Below are 13679 nucleotides of genomic sequence, written 5' to 3'. Positions count from 1 at the left end.
CCCGTCTCCCCACCCAGACCTCGCCCCGCGCCCGGTCCCGCCGACGCCCCGCCGGTGACGCTGCGTGTGCCTCGGCGCTGCTCCGTCCGGCGTCCCGGCGCGCCCGTACGGCCATGGCCCGGCCGTCGCACGCGCCCCGGGAGACCTCCGACGAGCCCGTACGGAGCCGAGCGGACCCTCCGCTTTTCGCCACCCGGCCACCGCTCACCGGACGATCCGCGCCCGGCCGGCCGACGGCAACTCCCACACCCCGCCGCCCCGTACCCGCGCGGCACCGCTCCCGCCAATGCCCGCCACGGCACCAACCCACGTACGGCACCGACGAGTTGACCTGTACAACCCCTGGCGCGCGCGGCGCCCCCGCGCTTAGCGTCGACCCATGACGTCAGGACCCGCGCACCGCACGCCGCGCCCCCTGCCGCGCGCCCTCGCCGTCGCGGCCCTGGCGCTGACCGCCGCCTGCACCGGCCCCCACGACACCACCGCGGCCCCGGCCAACTCGCCGTACCCGCACACCACTTCGCCCACCGAGCTGTGCGTCTCACTCCTCACCCACTGGGCCCGTGAGGAGCTCGCCGGACGCGCCCAGGGCGACTATCAGCAGAAGGCCCTGTCCAACGGCCAGAACGAGATCCTTCTGGCCGTCGTGGAGGCCGCCCGAGGGGAACGGGAACGCGCCGGACCGGAGGCCGCCGACCGGCTCGCCGTCGCGGAGATCCGGCGCCGCTGCACCGAGCGCTACGAGGGAGGTTCCCCCACCACGCACCCGTGGCGGTGACCAGGGCGGGCACACACCTGTTCGTAACACTGCGTAACGCGCGGGCAATGACCCCCCAGGCGCCGCGACACCCTCCCGAGGGCGCCCGTGCGCACACTTCCCCCATAAATGACCCGCGCGCGCCCGTCGGCGCTGTCAGCACCATGATCCGCCCAAGCCCCTTAGCGGAACTGGGTGTTCTCACCATGCGAGAAGGAACCGGGCGCCCGAAAGACCGATGTATCCCGCATCGACCAAAGATCCATGGCCACGGCATAACAAGAGAGTCACATCCTCACCGGGGCGCTCCCCGACCGCCCCGCATGCGCTTAGAGTCACGCCCAGTCACCGCGCCGCCGGGCGCGTCTGCTGCACGGCCCCGTATCCATCCCCAGTACGCCCCGGCGCAGGAAACGGCACCTCAACTCATGAGGAGGCCGCGCCAGGGAAAGGACACATCGTGCGACACCGTTCCTTGCTCATACTCACCACCGTGATCACTACGGGAGCGCTCACACTCACCGCCTGCGGTTCGCGCGACAACACCGGCGGAGGCAACGCGGGCGGCGACGGCAAGACGACCGTCGTCATCGGCCTCGACGCCCCGCTCACCGGCGACCTCTCCGCCCTCGGCCTCGGCATCAAGAACTCGGTCGATCTCGCCGTCCGCACGGCCAACGAGAAGGAGTACGTCAAGGGCGTCACCTTCAAGTTCGAGGCCCTCGACGACCAGGCCCAGCCGTCATCCGGCCAGCAGAACGCCACGAAGCTCGTCGCCAACAAGGACGTGCTCGGCGTCGTCGGCCCCCTCAACTCGTCCGTCGCCGAGTCGATGCAGAAGGTCCTCGACGACGCGAAGCTGGTCCAGGTCTCCCCCGCGAACACCAACCCGGCGCTCTCCCAGGGCCCGAACTGGAACTCCGGCGACAAGAAGCGCACGTACAACGCGTACTTCCGCACGGCCACCACCGACGCCATCCAGGGCCCGTTCGCCGCGCAGTACATCGTCAACAAGGCCAAGAAGACCAAGGCCTTCATCATCGACGACAAGAAGACCTACGGCGCCGGTCTGGCCGCCACCTTCAAGGCCGAGTTCGAGAAGCTCGGCGGCAAGGTCGTGGGCACCGACCACGTCAACCCGGAGGCGAAGGACTTCAGCGCCGTCGCCACCAAGGTCAAGAACTCCGGCGCCGACGTCGTCTACTACGGCGGCGAGTACCCGGCCGGCGGCCCGCTCAGCAAGCAGATCAAGGACGCGGGTGCCAAGGTCGTCGTCGCCGGCGGCGACGCGCTCTACAGCGCCGAGTACATCAAGCTCGCCGGTGCCGGCGCCAACGGCGACATCGCCACCTCGGTCGGCGCGCCGATCGAGACCCTCGACTCCGCCAAGGAGTTCCTGGCCAACTACAAGAAGGCCAACTTCAAGGAGGCCTACGAGGCGTACGGCGGCTACGCCTACGACTCGGCCTGGGCCATCATCGAGGCCGTCAAGAAGGTCGTCGAGGACAACAGCGGCAAGCTGCCCGAGAAGGACGCCCGCGCCAAGGTCGTCGAGGCGATGCAGGGTGTCTCCTTCGACGGTGTGACCGGCAAGGTCTCCTTCGACGAGTTCGGTGACACCACGAACAAGCAGCTGACGGTCTACACCGTCGAGAACGGCGCCCACAAGGCTGTCGAGTCCGGCACCTTCACCGGCTGAACCGGCTGATCCACCGAAACCCCACACGCATCACCCCTTCCGCCGCGCGGGGCGCCGCACCAGGCGCCCCGCGCGGTGTCACATACGTCCACAGTCTCGGAGGACAATGCGGTGAACGAACTGCCGCAGCAGCTGGTCAACGGCCTGCTCCTGGGATCCATGTACGGGCTGGTCGCCATTGGCTACACGATGGTCTACGGCATCGTCCAGCTCATCAACTTCGCCCACGGCGAGATCTTCATGACCGGCGGCTTCGGCGCCCTCACGGTCTGGCTGATCCTGCCCGGCGGCACCACCATGTGGCTCGCCCTGCCACTCATGATCGTCGGCGCCGTCGTCGTCGCCACCACCGTCGCCATCGGTGCCGAGCGCTTCGCCTACCGCCCCCTCCGCGGTGGACCACGCCTCGCACCCCTCATCACGGCCATCGGCCTGTCGCTCGCCCTCCAGCAGGCCGTCTGGGCCTGGTACCCGGAGGCCACGTCCGCCCGCAAGTTCCCCCAGCTCGACGGCGGGCCCTTCGAGTTCGGCAGCGTCACCATCCAGTCCGGCGACGTCTTCCTCCTCATAGCCGCCCCGGTCTGCATGGCCTTCCTCGGCTACTTCGTCATGCGCACCCGCACCGGCCGCGGTATGCAGGCCACCGCGCAGGACCCGGACACCGCCAAGCTGATGGGCGTCAACACCGACCGCATCATCGTGATCGCCTTCGCCCTGGGCGCCACGTTCGCGGCCGTCGGCGCCGTCGCCTACGGCCTCAAGTACGGCCAGGTCGACTACAAGATGGGCTTCCTCCTCGGCCTCAAGGCGTTCACCGCGGCGGTGCTCGGCGGCATCGGCAACATCTACGGCGCGATGATCGGCGGCCTCGTGCTCGGCATCGCCGAGACCATGGCCACCGCCTACATCAACCACATCCCCGGCATGCAGCAGCTCGGCGGCCAGTCCTGGGCCGACGTCTGGGCCTTCGTACTCCTCATCGTCGTACTCCTCGCCAGGCCCCAAGGCATCCTCGGCGAGCGCGTCGCGGACAGGGCGTGAGCACCATGACCACACAGACCAGCAGCACCACCCCGGCCGAGTCCGCCCCCGACGCACGGCCCACCGGCCTCATCCCCGGACTGCCCGCCACCACCGCGCGCGCCCTGGCGGCCGGCGGCGGCGCGGTCACCGCGCTGAGCGCCTTCCTCGCCTGGACGTGGACCCCCGCCTTCCCCGGCAACCTCACGGTGTACGGCTACCCCGGCGGCCTGCAGTGGCAGGTTCTCGTCACCGGCGCCCTCACCGTCCTCTTCGCCCTCGCCTCGTACGGCGTGAAGGGCACGGGCTGGCTCGTTCCGGCGGGCGCCGACGCGGCCATCAAGCTCTCCGCCCTCGCCGCGTTCGCCACCGCCTGGTACACGATCCTCGCGATCAGCGTCCAGCTCGGCGGCATCGTCAACCTCGAACCGGGCGGCTACGTCGTCGGCCTGGCGAGCCTCGCCGCCCTCGTCGGCGCGCTCGGCCTGCCCTTCACCCGGCCCGAGCTCACCCCCGCCGACCCCGACGACACCGGCTGGGACCAGTTCAAGCACCGCGCGGTCAACGGCCTCGCCACCCTGCGGGCGGCCTTCGCCGCCGGCCAGGTCAAGCCGCTGCGCGCCCTGCCGTCCTACGCCGAGATCCTCATCATCACGGGCATCCTCGCCCTCGCCCTCGGCGTCTTCACCTACGGCATCGGCACCGAGTACGACGAGCTGTTCATCGGCTTCCTCATCACCGCCGGGTTCGGCGTCGCCGCGCTCAACAAGGCCGGGCTCTTCCAGCACGCCACCCGCATCACCGGCAAGCACCAGAACCTCACCATCGCCGGCGCGTTCATCGCCGCCGCGCTGTTCCCCTTCACACAGACCGACGACCAGTACGCCACCATCGGCGTCTACATCCTGATCTTCGCGACCGTCGCGCTCGGTCTGAACATCGTCGTCGGCCTCGCGGGCCTGCTCGACCTCGGTTACGTCGCGTTCCTCGGCGTCGGCGCGTACGCGGCGGCCCTGGTCTCCGGCGCCCCCACGTCGCCGTTCGGCGTCCAGTTCCCGTTCTGGGCCGCCGTCATCGTCGGCGCGTTGGCGTCGCTGGTCTTCGGTGTGCTCATCGGCGCCCCGACGCTGCGCCTCCGGGGCGACTACCTGGCGATCGTCACCCTCGGCTTCGGTGAGATCTTCCGTATCTCCGTCATGAACACCGACGGCGTCAGCGGGCCCGACATCACCAACGGCTCCAACGGCATCGCGTCCATCCCGAACCTCAACATCTTCGGGTTCGACTTCGGCGCGGAGCACACCATCGCCGGGTTCACCATCGGGCGCTTCGCCAACTACTTCTTCCTGATGCTGCTCATCATGGCCGTCGTCATCCTCGTCTTCCGGCGCAGCGGCGACTCCCGTATCGGCCGTGCCTGGGTGGCCATCCGCGAGGACGAGACCGCCGCCCTCGCCATGGGCATCAACGGCTTCCGCGTCAAGCTGATCGCGTTCGCCCTCGGTGCCTCGCTGGCCGGTCTCGCCGGTACCGTGCAGGCCCACGTGACCTACACGGTGACCCCGGAGCAGTACCTCTTCGCCGGCCCCATCCCGCCCAACTCGGCCTTCCTGCTGGCCGCGGTCGTCCTCGGCGGCATGGGCACCATGAGCGGGCCCCTGGTCGGCGCGGCGCTGCTCTTCCTCATCCCGAACAAGCTCCAGTTCCTCGGCGAGTACCAGCTGTTCGCCTTCGGAGTCGCGCTGATCCTCCTCATGCGGTTCCGTCCCGAGGGGCTGATCCCCAACCGCCGCCGCCAGCTCGAGTTCCACGAGAACGAGGAAGCGCCCGCCGCCCTCACCAAGGCAGGTGCCTGAACATGACCACCACCACGGAGACCACCACGACGGCCGCCCCCACCGGCGAGACCGTGCTCGACGCCCGGGGCGTCACGATGCGCTTCGGCGGCCTCACCGCCGTACGGAACGTCGACCTCACCGTCAACAGCGGTGAGATCGTCGGCCTCATCGGCCCCAACGGCGCCGGCAAGACCACCTTCTTCAACTGCCTCACGGGCCTCTACATCCCCACCGAGGGCGAGGTCCGGTACAAGGGCAAGGTCCTGCCGCCCAAGTCCTTCAAGGTGACCGCGGCCGGTATCGCGCGCACGTTCCAGAACATCCGGCTGTTCGCCAACATGACGGTCCTGGAGAACGTGCTCGTCGGCCGGCACACCCGGACGAAGGAGGGCCTCTGGTCCGCGCTGCTGCGCGGCCCCGGGTTCCACAAGGCCGAAGCCGCGTCGCGTGCGCGGGCGATGGAGCTGCTGGAGTTCGTCGGCCTCGACCACAAGGCCGCGCACCTGGCGCGCAACCTCCCGTACGGCGAGCAGCGCAAGCTGGAGATCGCCCGCGCCCTCGCCAGCGAGCCGGGCCTGCTGCTCCTCGACGAGCCGACGGCGGGCATGAACCCGCAGGAGACCCGCGCCACCGAGGAACTCGTCTTCGCCATCCGGGACATGGGCATCGCCGTGCTCGTCATCGAGCACGACATGCGCTTCATCTTCAACCTCTGCGACCGGGTCGCCGTGCTCGTGCAGGGCCAGAAGCTCGTGGAGGGCGACAGCCAGACCGTGCAGAGCGACGAGCGCGTCATCGCCGCGTACCTCGGCGAACCGTTCGAGGGCGCACCGGGCGACGAGGAGGCCGCGGAGGTCGCCGCGGCGGAGGCCCACGCGGCCGAGGAGGGCGCGGCCGCCGCGCCCGAGGCAGCCGCGCCCGAGGCCGAGGCGGAGGCAGCCGAGGCAGCCGAGGTCGAGGAGTCGGCGGCCGGCAGCACCGAGGCCGCCGCCGGGGCTGAGGCGGAGGACGCGGACGACGCCCCGGCCGACGGGGACTCGGCGGACGGCGACTCGGCCGACGGGGCCGCCGCCCCGGACGCCCCCGCCTCCGACAGCGACACCAGCACCCCGGACGACACGGCCGCCACCGGCGACAAGGCCTCCGGTTCCGGCAAGGAGAACGACGCATGACCGCACTGCTCGAAGTCGAGGACCTGCGCGTCGCCTACGGCAAGATCGAAGCCGTCAAAGGCATCTCGTTCAAGGTCGACGCCGGGGAAGTCGTCACCCTCATCGGCACCAACGGCGCCGGCAAGACGACCACCCTCCGTACCCTGTCCGGGCTCCTCAAGCCCGTCAGCGGCCAGATCAAGTTCAACGGCAAGTCGCTGAAGAAGATCCCGGCCCACCAGATCGTCTCCCTCGGGCTCGCCCACTCCCCCGAGGGGCGGCACATCTTCCCGAGGATGACGATCGAGGACAACCTGCTCCTCGGCGCCTTCCTCCGCAAGGACAGCGAAGGCATCGCGAAGGACGTCCAGCGCGCCTACGACCTGTTCCCCATCCTCGGGGAGCGCCGCAAGCAGGCGGCGGGCACGCTCTCCGGCGGTGAGCAGCAGATGCTGGCCATGGGCAGGGCGCTGATGTCGCAGCCCAAGCTGCTCATGCTCGACGAGCCCTCCATGGGTCTCTCGCCGATCATGATGCAGAAGATCATGGCCACGATCGCCGAGCTGAAGGCCCAGGGCACCACCATCCTGCTCGTCGAGCAGAACGCCCAGGCCGCCCTCGCCCTCGCGGACCAGGGCCATGTCATGGAGATCGGCAAGATCGTCCTGTCCGGCACCGGACAGGACCTCCTCCACGACGAGTCGGTCCGCAAGGCCTACCTCGGCGAGGACTGAGCACCGGCACACGACGGGAGGCCCGCCCCGCGCCCACGCGCGGGACGGGCCTCCCGTCCGTGTCACGGCCTCGCGGCTACTGGCCGCCCTTGGCCGCCTTCTTCTCCTCGGCGTCCTCGATGACCGCCTCCGCGACCTGCTGCATCGACATGCGCCGGTCCATCGACGTCTTCTGGATCCACCGGAACGCGGCGGGCTCCGTCAGCCCGTACTGGGTCTGCAGGATGCTCTTCGCCCTGTCCACCAGCTTCCGCGTCTCCAGGCGCTGGGCGAGGTCCGCGACCTCCTTCTCCAGCGCCTTCAGCTCCGCGAACCGCGAGACGGCCATCTCGATCGCCGGGACGACGTCGCTCTTGCTGAACGGCTTCACGAGGTATGCCATCGCCCCGGCGTCCCGGGCCCGCTCGACCAGCTCGCGCTGCGAGAACGCGGTGAGCATCAGGACCGGGGCGATGGACTCGCCTGCGATCTGCTCGGCGGCCGAGATGCCGTCCAGCACGGGCATCTTCACGTCCAGGATGACGAGGTCCGGGTCGAGTTCGCGGGCGAGCTCGACGGCCCGGGCGCCGTCCCCGGCCTCACCGACGACGGTGTAGCCCTCTTCCTCGAGCATCTCCTTGAGGTCGAGGCGGATGAGGGCCTCGTCCTCGGCGATGACGACACGGGTCGTCAGCGGCGGGACGTGCGACGTGCTGTCGTCGTCGGCGACGGGCTGGGGCGACTCGGGGGCGGTCACGGAGGCTCCTCGTTAGGACACGTATAGCTCCCCAAGAGCCTACCTAGCTCCTGTAAGGTAGGAACCAGGCGGGTAGCCGCTGACCTTCGTTTCGAAGGATGCCCCGGTAGCCCAGCGGTAGAGGCAATGGTCTCAAACACCATCTAGCGTGGGTTCGAATCCCACCCGGGGTACTTTTTCCGACGATTCCAAGGTCACGAACTTGGGGTTTTTCAACGGACGGCGTCGCCGATGCGGTGGACGCGGACCAGGTTCGTGGAGCCGGAGACGCCCGGTGGGGATCCCGCCGTGATGATCACGATGTCTCCGCGCCGGCAGCGGCCGATCTTCAGCAGGTGCTCGTCGACCTGGGCGACCATCGCGTCCGTCGAGTCGACATGCGGCCCCAGGAACGCCTCCACGCCCCACGTGAGGTTGAGCTGCGCGCGCGTGGCCGGGTCCGGCGTGAAGGCCAGGAGCGGGATCGGGGAGCGGTAGCGGCTGAGGCGGCGGGCGGTGTCCCCGGACTGGGTGAAGGCGACGAGGAACTTGGCGCCCAGGAAGTCACCCATCTCGGCGGCGGCCCGGGCGACGGCGCCGCCCTGCGTACGGGGCTTGTTCCGCTCGGTGAGGGGCGGCAGGCCCTTCGCCAGGACGTCCTCCTCGGCCGCCTCCACGACGCGGCTCATCGTGCGGACCGTCTCCCTGGGGTAGCGGCCGACGCTGGTCTCGCCGGAGAGCATCACCGCGTCCGTGCCGTCGATGACCGCGTTGGCGACGTCGCTGGCCTCCGCGCGCGTGGGGCGGGAGTTCTCGATCATCGAGTCGAGCATCTGTGTGGCGACGATGACCGGCTTCGCGTTGCGCTTGGCGAGCTTGATGGCGCGCTTCTGGACGATCGGCACCTGCTCCAGGGGCATTTCGACGCCGAGGTCGCCGCGGGCGACCATGATGCCGTCGAAGGCGGCGACGATGTCGTCGATGTTCTCGACCGCCTGGGGCTTCTCGACCTTGGCGATCACCGGGACCCTGCGGCCCTCCTCGGCCATGATCCGGTGGACGTCCTCGGCGTCGCGGCCGCTGCGGACGAAGGAGAGGGCGACGATGTCCGCGCCCGTACGGAGCGCCCAGCGGAGGTCGTCGACGTCCTTGTCGGAGAGCGCGGGGACGGAGACGGCGACGCCCGGCAGATTGAGGCCCTTGTTGTCGGAGACGAGGCCGCCTTCGAGGACGGTGGTGTGGACGTCGGTGCCGTCGACGGCGTTGACGTGCAGGGTGACGCGGCCGTCGTCGACGAGGATGCGCTCCCCTGCCGCGACGTCGGCGGCGAGGCCCGCGTAGGTGGTGCCGCAGTGTGTGCGGTCACCCTGGACCGGGCGGGTGGTGATGGTGAAGTCGTCGCCGCGCTCCAGGAGTACGGGACCTTCACGGAAGCGGCCGAGGCGGATCTTCGGGCCTTGAAGGTCGGCGAGGACACCGACGGTGCGGCCGGTCTCGTCGGCGGCCTTGCGGACGCGTTCGTAACGCTCCTCGTGGTCGGCGTAGGAGCCATGGCTGAGGTTGAAGCGGGCGATGTCCATGCCGGCTTCGACAAGGGTCTTGATCTGGTCGTACGAGTGGGTGGCGGGGCCCAGAGTGCAGACGATTTTGGCTCGGCGCATGGGCCGAGCCTATGGCTTACCGACGGGTAGAGGCGGGGCTGTGGACGGCCGCCAACCACCTTTGACCGAAAGGGTGTTGACAGGTGTTGAAGTGTGCGGAGGGGTGCTCTGATGAGCGGCTTTCAGAGGGTGGCGGGAGGGTGGAGGGTGAAGCGTGCGGTGATGTGCGCGGTGACGGTCTGGCGGCGGGGTTCGAGGTCGAGGGGCGGGGGTGTGTCGCCGGCCGCTTCGGTGCCGAACGCGGCGGCGCGGGGTGCGGCTCCTCCGAAGTCGAAGGGCTCGTCGGACGGTGGCGTGTCGTCGAGTTCCACGAGGGCCGCCAGATCGGTGCCCAGCGCCTGCGCGTAGCTGCGGGCGCGCCGTACGGCGTCGCGGACGGCCTCCGTGCGGGCTTCGGCGTGGACGGGTGACGTGGGGCGGATGCTCCACCAGGGGCCGTCGACGCGCGTGAGGTCGAGGTCGGCGAGGCGGGTCGCGAGCTCGCCGAGCGCCGTGAAGTCCGTGAGGGTGGCGGCGAGATGGACGACGCCGTGGAACGTACGGACGTGTTCGCCGCGGCCGCGCCTGGCGAGTTCGGGGACGAGGGAGAGGGCGCCCGTTTCGAGGTCCTCCAGGGCGTCGTCGTAGGCCCTGATGAGGTCGACGGCGGTGGCGTTGCGGCGGGTGAGGTCCTGGAGGACGGTGCGGCGATCGGTGCCCCGGGCGGTGAGGACGACGCCGATGCGGGCGAGGTCCGGCGCGGTGTCGACGCGGGCCTCACCGCGGACGGTGATGCGGGGGTTCTCGGGGGTGGCCATGTGGAGTCTTTCGCACCTGGTCATCAGATCGAAACCTCGTGGGGGTGTTCGGGGCCGACGGCGCCGGGTCAGAATCTACGCGCGTCGTGTCTACGCGCGTTGTGCACAGATGCAGAAGCACAGGAACCAAAGGGGAGTACGCATGCCGCTGAACCGCAGGTCGTTTCTGGAGCGGTCCGCCGCCGTCGGTGCCGGTGTGGCCGGTGTGACCGCCGTGGCCGCGGCCGCCGCACCCGCCGCTCAGGCGAAGCCGGCGCCCCGGCGCCCGGCGAAGCGCTACTCCTTCACGGTGATGGGCACGACGGACCTCCACGGCCATGTCTTCAACTGGGACTACTTCACGGACCGCGAGTTCGACGACAGGGCGCACAACGACGTCGGACTCGCCAAGATCTCCACGCTCGTGGACCGGGTCCGCGCCGAGAAGGGCCGCCGGAACACGCTGCTGATCGACGCCGGTGACACCATCCAGGGCACGCAGCTGTCGTACTACTACGCGAAGATCGACCCGATCACGGCCGAGAGCGGCCCCGTGCACCCGATGGCGCAGGCGATGAACGCGATCGGGTACGACGCGGCGGCGCTCGGCAACCACGAGTTCAACTACGGCATCCCGGTGCTGCGGAAGTTCGAGGAGCAGTGCGACTTCCCGCTGCTCGGCGCGAACGCGCTGGACGCGAAGACGCTGCGGCCGGCGTTCCCGCCGTACAGCATGCACCGGCTGCGGACGCCGTGCGGCCGTGATGTACGGGTCGCGGTGCTCGGTCTGACGAACCCGGGCATCGCGATCTGGGACAAGGCGAACGTCAGCGGCAGGATGGTGTTCCCGGGGCTGGAGGAGCAGGCGGCGAAGTGGGTGCCGAGGCTCAGGTCGATGGGCGCGGACGTGGTGATCGTGTCGGCGCACTCCGGTTCCAGCGGCACGTCCTCGTACGGGGACCAGCTCCCGTACATCGAGAACGCGGCGGCACTGGTGGCGGAGCAGGTGCCGGGGATCGACGCGATCCTGGTGGGCCACGCGCACACGGAGATCCCCGAGTACCGGGTGACGAACAAGGAGACCGGGCAGGAGGTCGTGCTGTCCGAGCCGCTGAAGTGGGGGCAGCGGCTGACGCTGTTCGACTTCGACCTCGTGTGGTCCAGGGGCCGCTGGGTGGTCGAGAAGGCCGGCGCGCAGGTGCTGAACTCGAACACGGTCGACGAGGACCCGGAGATCGTGAAGCTGCTGGCGGACGAGCACGAGAAGGTCGTGGCGTACGTCAACCAGGTGATCGGTACGTCGCCGGTGGAGATGTCGACGGCGCGGGCGCCGTGGCGGGACGAGCCGATCATCGACCTGATCAACCACGTACAGGCGGAGACGGTGAAGGCGGCGCTCGCGGGCGGGGCGTACGCGGCGCTGCCCGTGCTGTCGCAGGCGTCGTGCTTCTCGCGCTCGGCCGCGATCCCGGCCGGCGAGGTGACGATCCGGGACGCTGCGGGCCTCTACCCGTTCGAGAACACGCTGGAGGCACGGGTCCTGACGGGTGCGCAGCTCAAGGAGTACCTGGAGTACTCGGCGAAGTACTACGTGCGGACGGCGGCCGATGAGCCGGTGGACACGGCGAAGCTGACGAACGCGGACGGTACTCCGGACTACAACTACGACGCGGTGTACGGGCTGACGTACGACATCGACATCGCGCAGCCGGTGGGGTCGCGGATCGTGAACCTGGCGTTCGGGGGCGCGCCCGTCGACCCGGCGGCGGAGTTCGTGCTGGCGGTGAACAACTACCGGGCGAGCGGCGGCGGCGCGTTCCCGCATGTGGCGGACGCGCGGCAGGTGTGGGCGAACTCGGACGAGATCCGTAACACGATCATCCAGTGGGTGCGGGCGAAGGGCTCGCTGGACCCGGCCGAGTTCGCGTCGGTGGGGTGGCGGCTGACCCGTGAGGGCACGCCGGTGTTCTAGACGTGGTGCGTGAGCGGCGTGAGCCTCGGCGCGTGTCCCGGTGTCTGTTCGGGGATGTGCGGGGGCTCGCGCCGTTCCAGGCCGAAGGTGGTGTGGGCGGTGCGGCCGGGCAGGGGGTAGGGCTCCTTGCCGGTGAGGTGGTTGAGGAGGGCCGCGCTGCGCCAGGCGGCGAGGCCGAGGTCGGTGGCGCCGGTGCCGTGGGTGTGGGTCTCGGCGTTCTGGACGTAGACGCTGCCGGTGACGGAAGGGTCCAGGACGAGACGGTGGTGGGCGTCGACGCGGGGCCGGTCCCGTGAGTCGCGGCGCAGGTAGGGGTCGAGGGCGGCGAGGATGCGGTGGAGGGGGCGTTCGCGGTAGCCGGTGGCGAGGACGACCGCGTCGGTGGTGAGGCGTGAGCGGGTGCCCTGGCGGATGTGTTCGAGGTGGAGCTCGACCTTGGTGGTGGCGAGCCGTCCCGCGGTGCGGACACGGACACCGGGGGCGAGGACGGCGTCGGGCCAGCCGCCGTGGAGGGTGCGGCGGTCGAGCTCGTCGTGGACGGCGGCGAGGGTTTCGGGGCTGATGCCGTGGTGGCGCCGCTTCTGCCGGGCGACGGCCTCGTCCCGTACGGACTCGGGGAGTGCGTGGACGTAGCGGGTGTGGTCCGGGGTGAGGTGTTCGAGGGCGAGCGGGGAGCTCTCGCGGGGCGTGAAGGCTTCGCTGCGGGTGATCCAGTGGATCTGCTCGCGGCCCGGTGGCCGGCTGCGGAGGAGGTCGAGGAAGATCTCAGCGCCGGACTGCCCCGACCCGACGACGGTGACGTGCTCGGCGGTGAGCAGCCGTTCGCGGTGGGCGAGGTAGTCGGCGGCGTGGAGGACGGGGACGGCGGGGGCGTCGACGAGGGGCTTGAGGGGCTCGGGGATGTGCGGTTCGGTGCCGATGCCGAGGGCGATGTGGCGGGCGTGGGTGCGGCCGAGTGCCTCGGCCTCGCCGTCGGCGTCGAGCTGCGTGTGGTCGACCTCGAAGAGCGCCAGCTCGGGGTTCCAGCGGATCGAGTCGACCTGGTGGCCGAAGTGCAGCCCGGGGAGGTGGTCGCTGACCCAGCGGGCGTAGGCGTCGTACTCGGCGCGGTGGATGTGGAGCCGCTGGGCGAGGTGGAAGGGGAAGAGCCGGCCGCGGCTGCGGAGGTAGTTGAGGAACGTCCAGGGGCTGGTGGGGTCGGCGAGCGTGACGAGGTCGGCGAGGAACGGCGTGGGGAGCGTGGCGCCTTCGACGAGGAGGCCCGGGTGCCACTGGAAGGTGGGCCGCTGCTCGTAGAAGGCGGTGGCGAGCCCCCCGGGCACACCGTGCGCGAGCGCGGCGAGCGAGAGATTGCCG

The 13679-nt window shown here is 70.2% G+C and carries 11 protein-coding genes and 1 tRNA gene; 8 read left to right on the top strand and 4 right to left on the bottom strand.

Annotated elements, in window-relative coordinates; all coding sequences use genetic code 11:
* Positions 1–379 precede the first annotated feature (379 nt).
* From HTZ82_RS03840 to HTZ82_RS03815, 6 genes are all read left to right on the top strand, one after another.
* A complete protein-coding gene (locus tag HTZ82_RS03840; RefSeq protein ID WP_175407832.1) occupies positions 380–778 on the top strand; it encodes a hypothetical protein in 399 nt (132 codons plus the stop codon).
* A 439-nt stretch (positions 779–1217) separates the two neighbouring features.
* On the top strand, positions 1218–2456 hold the full coding sequence (locus tag HTZ82_RS03835) for a branched-chain amino acid ABC transporter substrate-binding protein (protein ID WP_175407831.1): 1239 nt from the start codon (positions 1218–1220) through the stop codon (positions 2454–2456).
* 111 nt (positions 2457–2567) lie between these two features.
* Positions 2568–3497: a branched-chain amino acid ABC transporter permease gene (locus HTZ82_RS03830; protein ID WP_175407830.1), complete on the top strand. Its 930-nt coding sequence runs from the start codon at positions 2568–2570 to the stop codon at positions 3495–3497.
* A gap of 5 nt (positions 3498–3502) precedes the next feature.
* The gene (locus HTZ82_RS03825) at positions 3503–5332 is read left to right on the top strand and encodes a branched-chain amino acid ABC transporter permease (protein WP_175407829.1); all 1830 of its coding nucleotides are present in this window, start codon (positions 3503–3505) and stop codon (positions 5330–5332) included.
* A gap of 2 nt (positions 5333–5334) precedes the next feature.
* On the top strand, positions 5335–6486 hold the full coding sequence (locus tag HTZ82_RS03820) for an ABC transporter ATP-binding protein (protein WP_175407828.1): 1152 nt from the start codon (positions 5335–5337) through the stop codon (positions 6484–6486).
* On the top strand, positions 6483–7199 hold the full coding sequence (locus HTZ82_RS03815) for an ABC transporter ATP-binding protein (RefSeq protein ID WP_175407827.1): 717 nt from the start codon (positions 6483–6485) through the stop codon (positions 7197–7199). The genes HTZ82_RS03820 and HTZ82_RS03815 overlap by 4 nt, the downstream gene beginning before the upstream one ends.
* 76 nt (positions 7200–7275) lie before the next feature.
* Here the strand turns inward: HTZ82_RS03815 and HTZ82_RS03810 are convergent, their stop codons facing one another.
* Positions 7276–7935, bottom strand: a complete 660-nt coding sequence (locus tag HTZ82_RS03810; RefSeq protein WP_175407826.1) for an ANTAR domain-containing response regulator — start codon at positions 7933–7935, stop codon at positions 7276–7278.
* Positions 7936–8035: 100 nt separating this feature from the next.
* On the opposite strand from HTZ82_RS03810, the gene HTZ82_RS03805 reads away from it, so the two are divergent.
* Positions 8036–8108, top strand: a tRNA-Leu gene (locus HTZ82_RS03805).
* A 39-nt stretch (positions 8109–8147) separates the two neighbouring features.
* On the opposite strand, the gene pyk is transcribed toward HTZ82_RS03805, so the two are convergent.
* Positions 8148–9575, bottom strand: a complete 1428-nt coding sequence (gene pyk, locus HTZ82_RS03800; protein ID WP_175407825.1) for a pyruvate kinase — start codon at positions 9573–9575, stop codon at positions 8148–8150.
* A gap of 122 nt (positions 9576–9697) precedes the next feature.
* The gene (locus HTZ82_RS03795; protein WP_175407824.1) at positions 9698–10372 is read right to left on the bottom strand and encodes an SIMPL domain-containing protein; all 675 of its coding nucleotides are present in this window, start codon (positions 10370–10372) and stop codon (positions 9698–9700) included.
* A 142-nt stretch (positions 10373–10514) separates the two neighbouring features.
* Between HTZ82_RS03795 and HTZ82_RS03790 the strand changes: the two genes are divergently transcribed.
* Positions 10515–12323 (top strand): bifunctional UDP-sugar hydrolase/5'-nucleotidase, encoded by a 1809-nt coding sequence (locus HTZ82_RS03790; RefSeq protein ID WP_175407823.1) that lies wholly within the window; start codon positions 10515–10517, stop codon positions 12321–12323.
* On the opposite strand, the gene HTZ82_RS03785 is transcribed toward HTZ82_RS03790, so the two are convergent.
* Positions 12320–13679, bottom strand: a 1360-nt coding sequence (locus tag HTZ82_RS03785; RefSeq protein ID WP_175407822.1) for a lysine N(6)-hydroxylase/L-ornithine N(5)-oxygenase family protein, incomplete at its 5' end; no start/stop codon positions are given. The two genes, HTZ82_RS03790 and HTZ82_RS03785, sit on opposite strands and share 4 nt — an antisense overlap.

Source organism: Streptomyces sp. TRM64462 (assembly GCF_013362995.1).
Lineage (GTDB): Bacteria > Actinomycetota > Actinomycetes > Streptomycetales > Streptomycetaceae > Streptomyces.
The sequence above is the reverse complement of the archived record's forward strand: the minus strand, read 5'-3'. Positions and strand labels throughout refer to the sequence as shown.